Source organism: Pseudomonas sp. BC42 (genome assembly GCF_021560055.1).
Taxonomy (GTDB): domain Bacteria; phylum Pseudomonadota; class Gammaproteobacteria; order Pseudomonadales; family Pseudomonadaceae; genus Aquipseudomonas.
On the sequence record NZ_CP091067.1, the window covers coordinates 1,816,328 to 1,832,539 of the forward strand.

13 protein-coding genes and 4 tRNA genes are annotated in these 16,212 nt (G+C 61.8%); 10 read left to right on the forward strand and 7 right to left on the reverse strand.

The window, feature by feature from the left end; translation table 11 throughout:
• Positions 1-30: 30 nt before the first annotated feature.
• Both L1O02_RS08670 and L1O02_RS08675 read right to left on the reverse strand, forming a co-directional pair.
• Positions 31-513, reverse strand: coding sequence for a hypothetical protein (locus L1O02_RS08670; protein WP_016967458.1), 483 nt, complete (start codon positions 511-513; stop codon positions 31-33).
• A gap of 271 nt (positions 514-784) precedes the next feature.
• Entirely contained in the window at positions 785-1,009 is a 225-nt protein-coding gene (locus L1O02_RS08675) for a hypothetical protein (protein WP_060840529.1), read from the reverse strand.
• Positions 1,010-1,889: 880 nt separating this feature from the next.
• Here L1O02_RS08675 and L1O02_RS08680 point away from each other — a divergent pair.
• Both L1O02_RS08680 and rmuC read left to right on the forward strand, forming a co-directional pair.
• The gene (locus L1O02_RS08680) at positions 1,890-2,213 is read left to right on the forward strand and encodes a hypothetical protein (RefSeq protein WP_082729289.1); all 324 of its coding nucleotides are present in this window, start codon (positions 1,890-1,892) and stop codon (positions 2,211-2,213) included.
• Positions 2,214-2,388: 175 nt separating this feature from the next.
• Positions 2,389-3,756 carry a DNA recombination protein RmuC gene (gene rmuC, locus L1O02_RS08685; RefSeq protein ID WP_164990747.1) on the forward strand — a complete coding sequence of 456 codons (1,368 nt, stop codon included), beginning with the start codon at positions 2,389-2,391 and terminating at the stop codon, positions 3,754-3,756.
• A gap of 12 nt (positions 3,757-3,768) precedes the next feature.
• Here the strand turns inward: rmuC and L1O02_RS08690 are convergent, their stop codons facing one another.
• Positions 3,769-7,242, reverse strand: a complete 3,474-nt coding sequence (locus tag L1O02_RS08690; RefSeq protein ID WP_060844345.1) for a PAS domain-containing hybrid sensor histidine kinase/response regulator — start codon at positions 7,240-7,242, stop codon at positions 3,769-3,771.
• A gap of 133 nt (positions 7,243-7,375) precedes the next feature.
• Entirely contained in the window at positions 7,376-7,921 is a 546-nt protein-coding gene (locus tag L1O02_RS08695; protein ID WP_060840525.1) for a TetR/AcrR family transcriptional regulator, read from the reverse strand.
• Positions 7,922-8,013: 92 nt separating this feature from the next.
• On the opposite strand from L1O02_RS08695, the gene L1O02_RS08700 reads away from it, so the two are divergent.
• The 4 genes from L1O02_RS08700 (at position 8,014) to L1O02_RS08715 (ending at position 13,019) form a co-directional block, all read left to right on the forward strand.
• Positions 8,014-9,216, forward strand: a complete 1,203-nt coding sequence (locus tag L1O02_RS08700) for an MFS transporter (RefSeq protein ID WP_060844343.1) — start codon at positions 8,014-8,016, stop codon at positions 9,214-9,216.
• A 275-nt stretch (positions 9,217-9,491) separates the two neighbouring features.
• Positions 9,492-9,803 (forward strand): cupin, encoded by a 312-nt coding sequence (locus L1O02_RS08705; protein ID WP_060840523.1) that lies wholly within the window; start codon positions 9,492-9,494, stop codon positions 9,801-9,803.
• A 106-nt stretch (positions 9,804-9,909) separates the two neighbouring features.
• Positions 9,910-11,061, forward strand: a complete 1,152-nt coding sequence (locus tag L1O02_RS08710) for a TDT family transporter (protein WP_060840522.1) — start codon at positions 9,910-9,912, stop codon at positions 11,059-11,061.
• 83 nt (positions 11,062-11,144) lie between these two features.
• The gene (locus tag L1O02_RS08715; protein ID WP_060840521.1) at positions 11,145-13,019 is read left to right on the forward strand and encodes an MFS transporter; all 1,875 of its coding nucleotides are present in this window, start codon (positions 11,145-11,147) and stop codon (positions 13,017-13,019) included.
• Between the two features lie 62 nt (positions 13,020-13,081).
• On the opposite strand, the gene sugE is transcribed toward L1O02_RS08715, so the two are convergent.
• From sugE to rdgC, 3 genes are all read right to left on the reverse strand, one after another.
• Positions 13,082-13,399: a quaternary ammonium compound efflux SMR transporter SugE gene (gene sugE, locus L1O02_RS08720; protein ID WP_016967450.1), complete on the reverse strand. Its 318-nt coding sequence runs from the start codon at positions 13,397-13,399 to the stop codon at positions 13,082-13,084.
• Between the two features lie 118 nt (positions 13,400-13,517).
• A complete protein-coding gene (locus tag L1O02_RS08725; RefSeq protein ID WP_060840520.1) occupies positions 13,518-14,483 on the reverse strand; it encodes a bile acid:sodium symporter family protein in 966 nt (321 codons plus the stop codon).
• Between the two features lie 75 nt (positions 14,484-14,558).
• Entirely contained in the window at positions 14,559-15,479 is a 921-nt protein-coding gene (gene rdgC, locus L1O02_RS08730) for a recombination-associated protein RdgC (protein ID WP_016967448.1), read from the reverse strand.
• A gap of 160 nt (positions 15,480-15,639) precedes the next feature.
• Between rdgC and L1O02_RS08735 the strand changes: the two genes are divergently transcribed.
• The 4 genes from L1O02_RS08735 to L1O02_RS08750 all read left to right on the forward strand — a co-directional run bounded on the left by L1O02_RS08735 (position 15,640) and on the right by L1O02_RS08750 (position 16,170).
• A tRNA-Val gene (locus L1O02_RS08735) sits at positions 15,640-15,715 on the forward strand.
• A 19-nt stretch (positions 15,716-15,734) separates the two neighbouring features.
• Positions 15,735-15,811: transfer RNA gene (locus L1O02_RS08740), tRNA-Asp, on the forward strand.
• Between the two features lie 187 nt (positions 15,812-15,998).
• A tRNA-Val gene (locus L1O02_RS08745) sits at positions 15,999-16,074 on the forward strand.
• Between the two features lie 19 nt (positions 16,075-16,093).
• Positions 16,094-16,170, forward strand: a tRNA-Asp gene (locus tag L1O02_RS08750).
• The last annotated feature ends 42 nt before the right edge of the window (positions 16,171-16,212 follow it).

The following is a 16,212-nucleotide window of genomic DNA, read 5'->3' on the forward strand; positions in this document are numbered from 1 at the left end:
CTTTTTTCTCTGATTTTGTAAAAGCCGGTATCAGCAGGCGACTTGGCTCAACGGTGAAACACAGGTTTGCCAGGCACAGGCGAAATCTCTCAAACGTCCTTGTGGTTGAAAGGTCTTCCTCCAGATACGGGCCATGCCGAGCAGATCGTCGGCTGCGGGGAGCGGGGTGTGTTGTTGTTCCACCAGCAACCAGGCGATGGCGGTGGCGTAGCGCAGATTGACGGTCAGTTCCAGGTGCGGTCCGGCGAGGAATGCATGCTGGCTGGCCAGTCCTCTCACCAGGCTGGCCCGTTCCGGGTCCAGCGCCAGGTAGTGATCCCAGAGGGCCTGGTGGCGCACTTCAGTGATGCGGTACAGGCCGTGGCCACGGCGATCGTGCAGTGCCGAGCCCAGCGCCGACTGACTGGCGGCAATGCCCAGCAACAAGGCTTCAGCGGTTTTGCTATGACTGCCCAGGTACATCAGCGTCGGGCGAATGACATAGCGGCACAACTCGCTGGCGGCGATACCCATAATGCCCTCGAGGGGTGAAGGTGGCCGGCGAAACCCGAAGGTGCTTGGCAGCAATGAAGGGATCAGGTTTGCCGGAAGCGGCGCGGGCCGCCTGACTTGAAGTGTAGTGTCATATCTATGTTGTAAAGGCCTGTTTTTAAAACATTTCTGAGCTCTTGTTATAAGCCTTATATCTATTGGTGCTTTGGTTGGAGGCGGGTATTGGCGAATCGCAGGCAATAAAAAGCCCCGCGATCAGGCGAGGCTCTTGGGGTTTCAGCGCTCTGGCGTATCAGGCCACCAGGGCCTGGCGAGTACGCTCGATCACGGCCTGCAGCGGTTCGGCGCTGGAGTATTGATCGGGATACAGGCGTTCGCTGTGACGGGCGATGCCGTGTTCGTTGACCAGGGTGAAGCTGAAGCAGCCTTTGCGAGCGGCCATGATCAGGCAGTTCAACGGAGCAAAAGCGTGGGTTAGGGTGCGAATGGCATCCTGAGTCTGGAGTTGAGTGGACATAATTATTAGGTGTTCCTACAAATGACACGGTTAAGAACCGTGCAGCGTTAAAACGTTCCAGTAACGTCGACCACCATTGGTCAGACGAAGAACCCGACTGGAACAAAGCAGCCAGTTGCAGCGCTGTAATAAGGTTGCGCTAGGGGCTGGCAGGTAGGTACTTAGGAGGGCAGGCAACACAACAAGGGCAAAGGTTCTGTGCCCAGGGTGGCGATCCTGATCAATTTGCAGGTTGGTTCGGTCAGAGTAAGTAACTTGGGCACGGCCTTTGATTTCGTTTCAAGGGCGGTGTCAGTTTGAGAATTACCTGGAAACCAGCGAGGTGGTCGGTCCTTGATATTCGACGTTGTTCTCGTTAGGAGAGGTGTCGGTGGGACTTGTTCGACCAGAATTGACTTTCAGCTTGGTACTAACGGGGCGGAGTCTATTGGGTTGAAGGCCGGAATGCAAGTGTGCTAGGAAAAATATTCCCTGGGCAACGACATCACGGGGTGACGATTGTGTCACCTGCGAGACGGCGCGGTGTACGAAAGTGGTGCATTGCCGAGCTTAATGTGCGCAGGGTTGTGCACACTTGTTGCGCCACATGTCACCGGGTTGTCACCTTCCCCGGGGCGGCTCCCATAGCCTGTCTCGAGAATTTAAGTCAATGATAAACATCGTCTTTTTTGACTGGTGAAAAAATCGTCAGTTTGACTGCAAGGCCCGTCTCATGGGGCTTTGGGAGGGTTGTGGAGGGGTTGTCCACTGAGTTATCCACAGCTTCTGTGGATTGTCCCAAGCGCTTGCTCTAGCACGGGCATGCTGGCTCTTTTGGTCTTTACCCGAGCGAAAAAAGGAGTAGAGTGGCGCGCCTTCCGATCTGCCCCCACAGTGCTTTATGAAGTTTCGCTCAGTATCACCCTCTGTTACCGCCACCCCTGCCAGTGTTACCGAGCCCAAGCGCTTTTCCCTGCGGGTTGCCCTATGGCTGCTGGACAGTCCACGCCTGGGGCACAACACCAACGTCAAGTACTTTGCCGGGCGTTTGCTCAAGCAACCTGCGCGTGATGGCGTGGTAGCGGCGCAGAGTCGCCTGGGGCAGTTGATGTGCCGCGAGTGCGGCAACGCTCGGGACCGGCGAATCGGTCACGATCTCTTGCGCCAGGCTGCCCGTGCCGGCGACCGCCGTGCGCAACTTGAGCTGGGTCGCATCGAAGACTGAGCTGTCCAACCTCTGGTGGCTTGGTTAACCTTCATTTCTTATTTCGATGACAGGAATCGCTATGGCTATGGACTTGACCAGCCTGCTGCTCGGCCTGGCGGGTGCGGCGTTGCCGTTACTGATGTTGGCCTGGCAGCTGCAGCGGCGCGCCAGTTCCAGTCAGAGCGAGCTGGCGCTGCTGGAGGAGCGTCTGGCCACTGCCCAGCTGGCCCAGGAAGGCCTGGCTGCGCAGTTGGATGCCTGCCGCGATGAAGTCAGTGATCTGAGTCAGGCCAATGCCCTCAAGCAAGCGGACCTGGCCGCCTTGCGGCGTGAAGTGGAGTTGCTGCAGATCGAGCGCGATAACGCCCGTGACGCGGCCCACGCCTGGAACCTCGAGCGAGCCGCCAAGGAGAACGAACTGCGTCGCCTGGATGCCCAGGCCGCTTCGTTGCACGCCGAACTGCGCGAGCAACAGGAAAGCCACCAGCAGCGCCTGACCGATTTGCAGGGTTCCCGGGACGAACTGCGGGCCCAGTTTGCGGAACTTGCGGGCAAGATTTTCGACGAGCGCGAACAGCGTTTCGCCGAAACCAGCCAGCAGCGTCTCGGGCAGTTGCTGGACCCGCTCAAGGAGCGCATTCAATCGTTCGAGAAACGGGTCGAGGAAAGCTATCAGGCCGAGGCCCGCGAGCGGTTTTCCCTGGCCAAGGAACTGGAGCGCCTGCAGCAACTGAATCTGCGTCTGAGCGATGAGGCCACCAACCTGACTCGCGCCCTCAAGGGCCAGAAGACCCAGGGCAACTGGGGCGAACTGATACTTGAACGGGTCCTGGAGCACGCCGGCCTGGAGAAAGGGCGCGAATACCAGACCCAGGTCAGCCTCAAGGGGCCGGACGGCGAGCGTTTCCAGCCCGACGTGCTGATCATGCTGCCGGGCGACAAGCAGGTGGTGGTGGATTCCAAGGTCAGCCTCACCGCCTATCAGCAGTATGTCGGCAGCGATGACCCGCAGATTGCCCAGGCGGCCCTGAAGCAGCATGTGCTGTCGTTGCGCAATCACGTCAAAGGCCTGTCCGGCAAGGACTACAAGCGCCTTGAAGGGCTGCACAGCCTCGACTTCGTGCTGCTGTTCGTGCCCATTGAGGCGGCCTTTTCCGCGGCCCTGCAGGCCGAGCCCAATCTGTTTCAGGAAGCCTTCGATCGGCACATCGTGATTGTCAGTCCGACCACCTTGCTGGCCACTCTGCGGGTGATCGACAGCCTGTGGAAGCAGGAGCGCCAGAGTCAGAACGCCCGGGAAATCGCCGAGCGCGCAGGTTGGCTGTATGACAAGTTCGTGTTGTTTATCCAGGACCTGGATGAAGTCGGCAATCGCCTGCAGCAGCTGGACAAGGCTTATTCGGCGGCGCGCAACAAGCTTACCGAGGGCCGGGGCAACCTGGTCAGTCGCAGTGAACAGCTCAAGTTGCTGGGCGCCCGTGCCAGCAAGAGCCTGCCGAGCGATTTGCTGGAGCGCGCCATGACTGATGCCGAAGGGCGCGAGCTGGAGTTGCCGGAGTAATCCGCCGCAGGCTCAGCCCAGTGGTAGATGCCGGCTCAATAGGGCGCGCAAGGCCGCCGGTTTAACCGGCTTGGCCAGATAATCCAGCCCCGCCGCGTGCACCTGGGCGACCATCTCCGGACGTCCATCGGCACTGATCACCACGCCAGGCACCGGCTCCCCCAACTGAGTGCGTAGCCAGGCCATGACGTCGGTGCCGGTTTCGCCATCGTCCAGGTGGTAGTCCACCAGCGCCAATTGTGGACGGATGCCGTCCTTGAGCAGCGCCGCGCACTCCTCGCGGTTGCGCGCGGTCCAGACCTGACACCCCCAGCGCGTCAACAGGCTATTCATGCCGATCAGAATGCTGTCTTCATTGTCCACGCAGAGCACTTGCCCGCCATTGAGCGACTGCCCGTTGAGCTCGGCGGTCTTGCCCGGGGCAATGGCGCTGCTGCGGGCCAGGGGCACGCTGACACTGAAGACGCTGCCCCGACCGGGCCAGGAACGCACCTGCAGAGGGTGGCCGAGCACCCGGCACAGGCCATCGGCAATCGCCAGGCCCAGGCCCAGGCCTTTTTCGGCGCGGGTCTGGTGACTGTCCAGGCGCTTGAACTCCTCGAAGATCACCTGCTGCTTGTCCTGGGGGATGCCCGGTCCACGGTCCCAGACTTCCAGGCTCAATGAGTCGCCGCGACGGCGTACCCCCAGCAGCACCGGCCCCTTGGCGTAGCGGAAGGCGTTGGTGAGGAAGTTCTGCAGGACCCGGCGCAAGAGCTTGCTGTCGCTGTCGACCCGCAAGCGGCTGCCACGCACCCGGAACTGCAGGTTCTGTTCCTGGGCCAGAGCCTTGAACTCCGCTCCCAGGGTGTCAAACAGCTCGTTGAGCACGAAGGGCTTGCGTTCAGGGGTGATCTTGCCGTTCTCCAGGCGCGAGATGTCCAGCAGGTCGCTGATCAGGTCCTCCGCGGAGCGCAGCGAGCTGTCCAGGTGCTGCACCAGTTGCTGGGCTTCGGGCGAGAGTCCGTCGTCCTGATGGGAGAGGGCGGCGGAGAACAGTCTTGCCGCGTTCAGCGGTTGCATCAGGTCGTGACTGACGGCGGCAAGGAAACGGGTCTTGGACTGGTTGGCGGCTTCCGCCGTGCCCTTGGCTTCGGTCAGGGCGGCGTTGAGCTGGGACAGTTCGTGGGTGCGTTCCGCCACCCGCTGCTCCAGGCCTTCGTTGGCCTCGGTGAGGGCCTGCTCGGCCTCGCGGAAGGGGGTGATGTCGGTGAAGCTCATGACGAAGCCGCCGCCGGGCATCGGATTGCCGATCAGCTCGATGACCCGGCCGTTGGGGAACAGGCGCTCGGACGTATGGGCCCGTCCCTGGCGCATCCAGTGCAGGCGCCGGGCGACATGGACTTCCGCTTCCCCCGGGCCGCACAGGCCGCGTTCGGCGTTGTGGCGAATGATGTCGGCAATCGGCCGGCCGACGCTGATCAGGCCGTCCGGGTAATCGAACAGCTCCAGGTAGCGACGGTTCCAGGCCACCAGTTTCAGCGACTGGTCCACCACGCTGATGCCCTGGGTGATGTTTTCGATCGCCCCTTGCAGCAGGGCACGATTGAACTGCAGGACCTCCGAGGCTTCGTCGGCGATGCGCACCACGTCTTCGAGCTGCATCTCCCGGCCTTCGATCGCGGCCTTGACCACGGCACGGGTCGAGGAGGCGCCAAGAACACCGGCGAGCAGGCGTTCGGTGTGGGCGATCCATTCGCCGTCGGCGTTTTGATTCGGGTTGAAGCCTTTGCCCTGGCGATAGGCGAAGCGAATGAAGCTCTGGCGGGCGCGTTCCTCGCCGACGAAACGCGCGGCGAGCTTCAGCAGGTCATCGATCTGCACCGCCAGCATGGAGCGCGAGCTGAGGCGGCCGCTGATTTCCTGGCCGATGAAGCGTCCGGCCTGCCAGTGCTCGGAAACCCGGGTGCGGGACAGCACCGAGACCCAGGCGAAGAGGGTGAAGTTGCCGGCCAGGGACAGCACCACGCCCTGGGTCAGGGGCGTGATCGGCAGGTTCAGCGGGTTGCCGTGCAGCCAGGCCAGACCGGGGAAACTGCTCAGGGACCAGCCCAGGCTGTGGGCGGCGATGGGCAGGATCAGGGTGTAGAACCAGATGAAGGTGCCGGCGGCGAGCCCGGCGAACACCCCGCGACGGTTGGCCTGCTTCCAGTACAGCGCGCCGAGCATGGCTGGTGCCAGTTGGGTCACCGCGGCAAAGGCGATCTGGCCAATGGTCGCCAGGCTTGCGGTGGAGCCCAGCAGGCGATAGCTGACATAGGCCAGCAGCAGGATGACCACGATGCTGACCCGGCGGACCGAGAGCATCCAGTGGCGGAACACTTCAAAGGGCCGCTCGGCATTCTTGTGGCGCAGCAGCCAGGGCAGCAGCATGTCGTTGGACACCATGGTCGACAGCGCCACGCTGGCCACAATCACCATGCCGGTGGCGGCCGAAGCGCCGCCGATGAACGCCAGCAGGGCCAGGGACGGATGGGCCTGGGCCAGGGGCAGGCTGATGACGAACGAGTCCGGCAGCACGCTGCTGGGCAGGAGCATCTGTCCGGCCAGGGCAATGGGCACCACAAACAGCGCCGCCAGGGCCAAATAGGCCGGGAACACCCATTTGGCCAGGCGCAGGTCCTGGGGTTCGATGTTCTCCACCACAGTGACGTGGAACTGCCGTGGCAGGCAGATGATCGCCATCATCGCCACCCCGGTCTGGACCACCATCGATGGCCAGTTGATGGTTTCCTTCCAGTATTGCTCCAGGCGCGGCGCCAGCATGGCCTGGTTGAACAGGTCGTCGAAACCGTCATACAGGCCGAAGGTGACGAAGGCGCCCACGGCGAGAAAGGCGAACAGCTTGACCAGTGACTCGAAGGCAATCGCCAGCACCATGCCGCGGTGGTGCTCGGTGGCATCCAGGTTGCGGGTGCCGAAGACGATGGTGAACAGCGCCAGGATCAGCGACACGATCAGCGCCGTGTCCTGGGCCCGGGTGCCCATGGCATCGGCCCCTGCGCCGATCAGCAGGTTGACACCGAGGACGATGCCCTTGAGCTGCAGGGCGATGTAGGGCAGCACGCCCACCAGGCAGATCAAGGCCACCACCACCGCCAGGGATTGGGATTTGCCGTAGCGCGCGGCAATAAAGTCGGCAATCGAGGTGATGTTCTCCTGCTTGCTGATCATCACCATCTTCTGCAGCACCCAGGGCGCCAGTACCAGCAGCAGGATCGGGCCCAGGTAGATCGGCAGGAAGGCCCAGAGCTGCTCGGCGGCCTGGCCGACCGCGCCGAAGAAGGTCCAGCTGGTGCAGTAGACGGCCAGCGACAGGCTGTATACCCAGGCCCTGACCCGTGGCGGCAGGGGCGTGCTGCGCCGATCACCGTAGAAAGCGATGGCGAACATGATGGCCATATAGGCCAGGGCAACGGCGGCGATCAGCCCGCTGGACAACGACATGGAAACTCCGGAGCAAAGACACCGGGCACCTCAGCCCGGCCAGACAGTCTGGCACGATGTGTCGTTGGCGTCAGTGTCGACCAAGGTATCAGCGCGGTCTGATGTCGCAGGGTCGGGCCGCCGTATCCGCAGGCTAGGGCAGGAGGGCCAGCTCGATCAGGGCGTGCAGTTCCGGCACCGACAGCGGGGTGGCGGAGAACAGGATGCGGAACACCGTCGGGGCCACGATCAGGTTCAGCAGGCGGTCGATGTCCGGCAGGCGTTCTTCACTGTCCCGATAGCGTTCGAGGATGGTCTGCAGTTGAGCGCTGAGGATCGTCACGCAATAGCCTGGCGTGGCGCTGCTCTGCACGTCGCGCATCATGTTGCGCCCGGGTTCCGAGCTCATTTCATCCAGGTACTGCTCGGCCCAGGCGCGCAGGTCGCCTCGCAGGCTGCCGGTGTTCGCCGGTTCGCTGTCCGGACGCATGCGCGCCAGGGCGACATCGGCCAGCAGCGCCGAGAGGTCGCCCCAGCGCCGATAGATGGTCGACGGGGTGACACCGGCGCGAGTGGCAATCTGTGGCACGGTCAGGGTCGAACGCTCCTGTTCTTCAAGGAGTTCGCGAACTGCCGTATGGATCGATTCCTGAACCCGGGCGCTGCGGCCGCCGGGGCGTAAAGCTTCTTTAATGGCCATGGGGTCGAACCTTAACACAAAGAATTTGCTTTAAGCCCTGGCCGGTAGCACACTGCGCAAAAGCAAAATATTAGCTTTAGTGGAGCGTGCTCATGTCCGGTGCAATCAATGCTTGTGGGGCCAGCCGTCGCAGTCTGGTGTTTCTGGCCCTTACCCTGCTGAGTTTCCTGGCGGCGTCCAGCGTGCCGACACCGCTGTATCACCTGTATCAGGAGTCCCTGCATTTTTCTCCGGCGGTGTTGACCCTGGTGTTCGGGGTTTATGCCCTGAGCCTGTTGGCAGCGTTGTTGACCGTGGGTTCGCTGTCGGACTACCTGGGACGGCGGCCGGTGATTTTTGTCGCCCTGCTGCTCAATTGCCTGGCGATGCTGCTGTTCATCAATGAAAGCGGGGTGCAATGGTTGATTGCCGCGCGCGTGATGCAGGGCTTTGCCACCGGCATGGCCACCAGTGTGCTCGGCGCCGCGCTGCTGGATGTCGATCGTCGCCAGGGCCCGCTGGTCAACAGTGTGGCGCCCCTGCTGGGCATGGCCTGCGGCGCGATGGGGGCCAGCCTGCTGGTGGAGTTCGCACCCCTGCCGTTGCAGCTCAGTTACTGGCTGCTGTTGGGGGTGTTTGGCGTTCAGGCCCTGTATGTCTGGCGCTTGCCGGAAAGTGTCAGCGCGCAACCCGGCGCCTGGGCCTCGCTGCGCCCGAGGCTGCATGTGCCGCCGCAAGCACGTCGGGCTTTATGGCTGGCGTTGCCGGTGGATGTGGCGGTGTGGGCGGTGGGCGGTTTCTATCTGTCCTTGGCGCCATCGCTGGTTCGCGCCGCCACCGGCTCCACTTCGAACCTGATCGGCGGTGCCATGGTGGCAGTCCTGACCCTCAGTGGTGCGGCGATGATCTTTTCCTTGCGCCAGCGTCCGGCCGACAAGGTCCTGCGCTTGGGGGCCGGGTTGCTGGCGCTGGGGGTGATGCTGCTACTCGGGGCCGTGCACAGTGCCAGCCTGACAGTGTTTTTTGTCGGCACCCTGGTGCTGGGCGGCGGCTTTGGTGCCGGTTTTCTCGGCGCGTTGCGCAGCGTGGTGCCGCTGGCTTTGCCCCATGAGCGCGCGGGCCTGATGTCGGCGTTTTATGTCTTGAGTTACCTGGCGTTCTGCCTGCCGGCCTTGCTGGCGGGAAACCTGACCCGTCGCTTCGGCCTGATTGCCACCACCGATGGTTACGGTGCGCTGCTGATCCTGTTGTCCCTCGGCGCGCTTCTGGTGCTGGTGCGTCGTCCCCTGCAGCCCTGTGCGGCGCCGGGAGCCTGAGCAAATGCTCGATTGCCCGGCAGTAGGCTTGATGGTCCATGGGCCGGTTTGCCCTGGGGGGCTGAGTGCAGGTGCGTCGGTTGGCGAAAGGGCCGCCCGCGTTCACTATGGGCGCCTGTTCCCTGTTCCCTGTTCCCTGTTGCCATGGAGTGCCTTATGTCCCCTGAGCCTGATCATCGGTTGTTCGACCGGCTGGCGCATCGCTGGTGTTTCACCTTACCGGTAACGGTCCGCCGCGCGGGTCGCTCAGCGTCCTGGGTGCCAGGGAGGTCGGCATGAAGGTCATTCGCAGCGCAGACTTTACCGGCGAGCGGGCCTGGGCGGCCCTGGACATCGCCAACATGAACGGCATCACCACGCGCCTGCACTGGACTGACCAGCCCTACCGCTGGCACGTCAATGACGGTGAGGAGGTATTCGTGGTGCTGGGTGGCCAGGTGCAGATGCGTTATCGCCTTGAAGGGCTGGAGCAGTCAGTGCTGCTGGAGGTGGGCGACATTTTTTATGCCGACCTGGGGACCGAACATGTGGCTCATCCTCAGGGTGTTGCCAGGGTGTTGGTGATCGAATCCGCGGGTAGCGTCTAGTTATATATCTGCAAAATAGATAACAGATAGAGAAATTACCCGTTATATAGATATTCGATTCGGTTCTACCATGGGCTCCACCTCATCAGAGGACAGGAGACACGCCATGCCATGCACCCACAGCATCAAAACCGGCCGTCGGCCCTTGAGTCATCTGCAACACCCGCGCGAAGCCATTCGTCAGTTCACTCCCAACTGGTTCGCCGCCACCATGGGCACCGGAGTTCTGGCCCTGGCGCTGGCCCAATGGCCGGCCCCGGTGCCGGGCCTGCATCAGGTGGCCGAAGGCTTCTGGTGGTTGACCATCGTCCTGTTCTTGCTCTTTACCGCGATGTACACCGCGCGCTGGGTGCTGTTCTTCGATGAGGCGCGGCGGATCTTTGCTCACTCAACGGTATCGATGTTTTTCGGCACCATTCCCATGGGGCTGGCAACCCTCATCAATGGCTTGCTGCTGTTCGGCATTCCACGCTGGGGTGAGGCGGCGGTGCATCTGGCGCAAGTGTTGTGGTGGCTGGATGTGGCCATGTCCCTGGCTTGCGGGGTGTTGATCCCCTACATGATGTTCACTCGGCAGGAGCACAGCATCGATCAGATGACCGCCGTCTGGTTGCTGCCGGTGGTGGCGGCCGAAGTGGCAGCGGCCAGCGGTGGCTTGCTGGCGCCGCACCTGGCGGATGCCCATGCCCAGTGGGTGGTGCTCAGTACCAGTTACGTGTTGTGGGCTTTCTCGCTGCCGGTGGCCTTCAGCATCCTGACCATCCTGCTATTGCGCATGGCCTTGCACAAATTGCCCCACGAAAGCATGGCCGCTTCCAGCTGGCTGGCCCTGGGGCCGATCGGCACCGGCGCGTTGGGCATGCTGGTGCTGGGCGGCGACGCGCCGGCGATCTTTGCTGCCAATGGCCTGCCAGGCGTCGGTGAGATTGCCGCCGGCCTGGGGCTGGTGGCGGGCCTGACCCTTTGGGGTTTTGGCCTGTGGTGGATGTTGATGGCCGTGCTGATCACCCGCCGTTACCTGCGTGAGGGCATTCCCTTCAACCTCGGCTGGTGGGGCTTTACCTTTCCGCTGGGGGTGTATTCGCTGGCGACCCTGAAGCTGGGTAGTACCTTGCACCTGGGCTTCTTCAGTCTGTTTGGCGCGGTACTGGTGGCGGCATTGGCGGTGATGTGGCTGATCGTAGCCAAGCGCACGCTGCAGGGCGCCTATAAGGGAGAGTTGTTTGTTTCGCCGTGCATTGCGGGCTTGGGGAAATAATCGCCAAAGATAGGTAAGGTTGTGGCCTGGATCGATATTCGACATTCCAATAACAGTATCCACGCCACTCAGGGACATGGACGATGAGTCACCCTTCGCAGTTCACCTTGCTCCGCAAGCGGCGGTTCCTGCCGTTTTTCATCACGCAATCCCTCGGCGCGTTCAACGACAACATCTTCAAGCAGTCGTTGATTCTGGCCATTCTCTACAAGCTGAGCATCGAGGGGGATCGCTCGATCTGGGTCAACCTCTGTGCCTTGCTGTTCATCCTGCCGTTCTTTCTGTTTTCTGCCCTGGCCGGGCAGTTTGGCGAGAAGTTCGCCAAGGACGCGTTGATCCGCCTGATCAAGCTGGGGGAGATCGCGATCATGGTGGTGGGGGCGGTGGGTTTCGCCTTCGATCACCTGTCGCTGATGCTGGTGGCGCTGTTCGCCATGGGGACTCACTCGGCGCTGTTCGGGCCGGTGAAGTACTCGATCCTGCCCCAGGCCCTGCACGAAGAGGAACTGGTGGGCGGCAACGGCCTGGTGGAAATGGGCACATTTCTGGCGATCCTGGCAGGCACCATTGGCGCCGGGATCATGATGTCCTCGGCGCATTACGCGCCGATTGTCTCCAGTGCCATGATCGGTGTCGCGGTGCTGGGCTACCTGGCCAGCCGGGCCATTCCCCGGGCGGCCGCTGCGACCCCGGACCTGCGCTTGAACTGGAACATCTTCAGCCAGTCCTGGGCCACCTTGCGCCTGGGCCTGGGGCAGACTCCGGCTGTGTCGCGCTCCATTGTCGGCAATTCCTGGTTCTGGTTTGTCGGGGCGATCTATCTGACCCAGATTCCGGCCTATGCCAAGGAGTGGATGCACGGTGACGAGACGGTGGTGACCCTGATTCTCACCGTGTTCTCGGTGGGTATCGCGGTGGGTTCGATGCTGTGCGAGAAGCTCTCGGGGCGCAAGGTCGAGATCGGCCTGGTGCCGTTCGGCTCATTTGGCCTGACGGTGTTCGGTCTGTTGCTGTGGTGGCATTCCGGCGGAATTCCGCAGAGCGCCAGCGGACATGGCTGGCTCGAAGTCCTGGGCTTTGCCCACGCCTGGTGGGTGCTGTTCGACGTGCTGGGCCTGGGGGTCTTCGGTGGCTTCTATATAGTGCCGCTGTATGCGCTGATCCAGTCACGCACTCCGGAGAACGAACGGGCTCGGGTGATCGCCGCCAACAACATTCTCAATGCGTTGTTCATGGTGGTTTCGGCGCTGGTTTCCATCGTCATGCTGAGCATGGTCGAGCTGACCATTCCTCATCTGTTCCTGGTGGTGTCGCTGCTCAATATCGCGGTCAACGTCTACATCTTCAAAGTGGTGCCGGAATTCAGCATGCGCTTCATGATCTGGCTGCTCAGCCATTCCATGTACCGTGTCGAGCATCGCAACCTGGAGCAGATCCCCGATGAAGGGGCGGCGTTGCTGGTGTGCAACCACGTGTCGTTCGTCGATGCCTTGTTGATTGGCGGCGCTGTACGTCGGCCGATTCGCTTCGTGATGTATTACAAGATCTACAACCTGCCCGTGCTGAACTTTATCTTCCGCACCGCCGGGACCATTCCTATCGCTGCACGGCATGAGGACCTGGAGATCTACGAAAAGGCCTTCAAGCGGATTGCCCAGTACCTGCGCGATGGTGAACTGGTGTGCATTTTCCCCGAGGGCAAGCTGACGGCCGATGGCGAGATCAATGAGTTCAAGGGCGGGCTGACGCGGATTCTCGAAGAAACCCCGGTGCCGGTGATTCCCATGGCCCTGCAAGGCTTGTGGGGCAGTTTCTTCAGCCGCGATCCGAGCAAGGGCTTCTTTCATCGCATCTGGTCGCGAGTGACCCTGGTGGCCGGGCCGGCAGTGGCGGTGGAAACGGCGGAGCCGGCGTACTTGCAGACCCTGGTGGCGCAGTTGCGCGGCCCGCGGCGCTAGTTTCTGCCGGATACAAAAACGCCCGCAATGCTGCGGGCGTTTTCATGTCTGCGGGGTGGCGGTCAGCTGGCGCTGACTTTCAAGCCCACCAGGCCGGCGATGATCAGCGCCACGCTGGCCAGGCGTACCAGGGCCATGGATTCGCCGAACAGGATGATCCCGGCGATGACCGTGCCGATGGCACCCACTCCGGTCCAGATGGCGTAGGCGGTGCCCAGGGGCAGCTCCTTCATGGCCAGGCCGAGCAGGCCCAGGCTGATGGCCATGGCGAGGATGGTCAGGGCAGTGGGCAACGGACGGCTGAAACCGTCGGTGTACTTCAGGCCGACGGCCCAGCCTACTTCGAACAAACCGGCAAACAACAAAATGATCCAGGACATGCTGACCTCATCGGTGGATGGGGTCGTCCCCAGAATGAATCACTCGATCGAGTGGCGAGGTCGTCCTCGCGTTGCGCAGTATACTGCCCAGTTTTGTTTGGGCGATCAGTTTTTCCGCTCAGTCGCTGAGCTGTTTTGTTTCCAGTTTTTGCTCGCTTTCGTCATTCATGCGGCGGAAGTAGGTAGAGAGCAGCGCCCCGGAAATATTGTGCCAGACGCTGAACAAGGCGCTGGGCACCGCCGCCAGGGGCGAAAAATGGGCGCTGGCCAGGGCGGCCCCCAGGCCGGAGTTCTGCATGCCGACTTCCAGGGCCAGGGATTTGCGCTGGGCCAGGGGCAGTTTGAAGAGTCGGCCGGTGAAATAGCCCAACAGGTAGCCGAAGCTGTTGTGCAGCATCACCACCGCCATGATCAGCAGTCCGGATTCGGCGATTTTCGCTTGGCTGGCCGCCACCACGGCGGTGACGATGATGACGATGCTGACCACCGACACCAGCGGCAACACCTCCACCGCGTGCTGCACCCGCTGGCCCAACAGGCGTTGGGCCAGGACGCCGAGCACGATCGGCAGCAGCACCACCTGCAGGATCGACCAGAACAGCTCCATGAACGACACCGGTAGCCAGGCCGAGGCCAGCAACCAGATCAGCGCCGGGGTCAGCAGCGGGGCGAGCAGGGTGGTCACCGCGGCAATCGCTACCGACAGCGCCAGGTCGCCCCGGGCCAGCCAGGTCATGACGTTGGAGGAGGTGCCGCTTGGGCAGCAGCCGACGAGAATCACTCCGACGGCGATTTCCGGCGGCAGGTGAAATGCCTGGCAGAGCACCCAGGCCACGCCCGGCATGATCACGAAATGCGCCACGACTCCCAGGGCCACCCGCCAGGGATGCCGCGCCACTTCGGCGAAGTCTTCGAGTTTCAGGGTCAGGCCCATGCCGAACATCACCAGGCCCAGTAGCGGCACGATGGCGCCCTTGAGGCCGATGAACCAGCCGGGTTGGAAGAATGCCAGGACGGCGAAGATCAGTACCCAGTAAGCGAAGGTGTTGCCGACAAAGCGGCTGAGTGCAGCCAGTGCGCGCATGACCTGTTCCTTGTTATGTGAAAACGCCACCGAAGGCGGTGGCGTCTGGTGCGGAGCGGCTATCCGGACAAGGCGTCAGATGCCTTGCGGAATTTCCTCGCCGCCCAGGGCTTCGAACAGCGCCGGCAGGAAGTCGCCGAAGGTCAGCATCATCAGGGTGAAGCTGGCGTCCTGCTGGCCGAGGGCTTCATCGCCACCGTCCTGTTCCGCCTGGTCCTGCAGCAGGTCTTCGAACTTCAGGCGCTTGACCACCATCTTGTCGTCGAGCATGAAGGACAGCTTGTCCTGCCAGGCCAGGGACAGTTGAGTGACCACCTTGCCGGTGCTCAGGTGCAGCTGGATTTCCTCGCCGGTCAGGTCCTGGCGCTTGCAACGCACAATGCCGCCGTCCTCGTGGGTGTCGCGCAGCTCGCATTCGTCGAGCACGAAGAAGTCGTCGGCGGCTTTCTGTGTCTTGACCCAGTCGGTCATGATTGCGCTCGGGGCGATCTTCACGGTCAGCGGACGTACTGGCAGGGTGCCGAGGACTTCACGCAGGGTGGAGAGCAGGTCTTCGGCGCGCTTTGGGCTGGCCGAGTTGACCAGGATCAGACCCTGTTTCGGGGCGATGGCGGCGAAAGTCGAAGAGCGACGGATAAAGGCACGGGGCAGGAACGCCTGGATGATTTCATCCTTGATCTGGTCGCGCTCCTTCTTGTAGACCTTGCGCATCTGTTCGGCTTCGATCTCTTCGACCTTTTCCTTCACCGCGTCGCGCACCACGCTGCCAGGCAGGATGCGTTCTTCCTTGCGCGCGGCCACCAGCATGAAGTCCTGGCTGACGTGAACCAGCGGGGCATCTTCACCTTTGCCGAAAGGGGCGACGAAACCGTAAGTGGTCAACTCCTGGCTTGCACAGGGGCGCGCCAGTTTGGTCGCCAGTGCAGTTTCCAGCGCCTCAGCATCAAAAGGCAGATCTTGGGTCAGGCGATAGATCAGCAGGTTTTTGAACCACATGGGGTGAATCTCTCCTTTATACAAAGGAGGGCATTATTCTCTTCGCTGCTGCTCAGGCCAACCCTTCGCTAAGCCTTTGGAAGGCCTGAAAAAATTATTATAAAAAGTGCTTGCCAGAGTACGGACTGCTCCGTAGAATGCGCGCCACACCGAACGTGAAGGGTGATTAGCTCAGCTGGGAGAGCGTCTGCCTTACAAGCAGAATGTCGGCGGTTCGATCCCGTCATCACCCACCATTCGCATTCAGTGTTACGCGCAGCGGTAGTTCAGTCGGTTAGAATACCGGCCTGTCACGCCGGGGGTCGCGGGTTCGAGTCCCGTCCGCTGCGCCATATTCGGTAACTTGGAACACTGAACGCCAGGTCACCACAGAAAGCCCGCTAACGCGGGCTTTTTGCTGTAAAGAGTTGGCGGGTAGCGCGGCAAATCATGGGAATTCAGATTTTTTTGATAAATTTATCAATTAAATCAACACTTTAAGAATTTCTGTGGCATAATGCGCCCCGCAACGAAGGTAAAGGGTGATTAGCTCAGCTGGGAGAGCGTCTGCCTTACAAGCAGAATGTCGGCGGTTCGATCCCGTCATCACCCACCACTTACTTTCAACGCTACGCGCAGCGGTAGTTCAGTCGGTTAGAATACCGGCCTGTCACGCCGGGGGTCGCGGGTTCGAGTCCCGTCCGCTGCGCCATATTCGGTAACTTGGAACACTGAACGCCAAGTCACCACAGAA

Coding starts and splice junctions, on each gene's coding strand:
- L1O02_RS08710 (WP_060840522.1), top strand. CDS start 9,910: ATGCCATGCACCCACAGCATCAAAACCGGCCGTCGGCCCTTGAGTCAT.
- L1O02_RS08670 (WP_016967458.1), bottom strand. CDS start 513: ATGGGTATCGCCGCCAGCGAGTTGTGCCGCTATGTCATTCGCCCGACG.
- L1O02_RS08700 (WP_060844343.1), top strand. CDS start 8,014: ATGTCCGGTGCAATCAATGCTTGTGGGGCCAGCCGTCGCAGTCTGGTG.
- sugE (WP_016967450.1), bottom strand. CDS start 13,399: ATGTCCTGGATCATTTTGTTGTTTGCCGGTTTGTTCGAAGTAGGCTGG.
- L1O02_RS08675 (WP_060840529.1), bottom strand. CDS start 1,009: ATGTCCACTCAACTCCAGACTCAGGATGCCATTCGCACCCTAACCCAC.
- L1O02_RS08705 (WP_060840523.1), top strand. CDS start 9,492: ATGAAGGTCATTCGCAGCGCAGACTTTACCGGCGAGCGGGCCTGGGCG.
- L1O02_RS08680 (WP_082729289.1), top strand. CDS start 1,890: ATGAAGTTTCGCTCAGTATCACCCTCTGTTACCGCCACCCCTGCCAGT.
- L1O02_RS08690 (WP_060844345.1), bottom strand. CDS start 7,242: ATGTCGTTGTCCAGCGGGCTGATCGCCGCCGTTGCCCTGGCCTATATG.
- L1O02_RS08695 (WP_060840525.1), bottom strand. CDS start 7,921: ATGGCCATTAAAGAAGCTTTACGCCCCGGCGGCCGCAGCGCCCGGGTT.
- L1O02_RS08725 (WP_060840520.1), bottom strand. CDS start 14,483: ATGCGCGCACTGGCTGCACTCAGCCGCTTTGTCGGCAACACCTTCGCT.
- rdgC (WP_016967448.1), bottom strand. CDS start 15,479: ATGTGGTTCAAAAACCTGCTGATCTATCGCCTGACCCAAGATCTGCCT.
- L1O02_RS08715 (WP_060840521.1), top strand. CDS start 11,145: ATGAGTCACCCTTCGCAGTTCACCTTGCTCCGCAAGCGGCGGTTCCTG.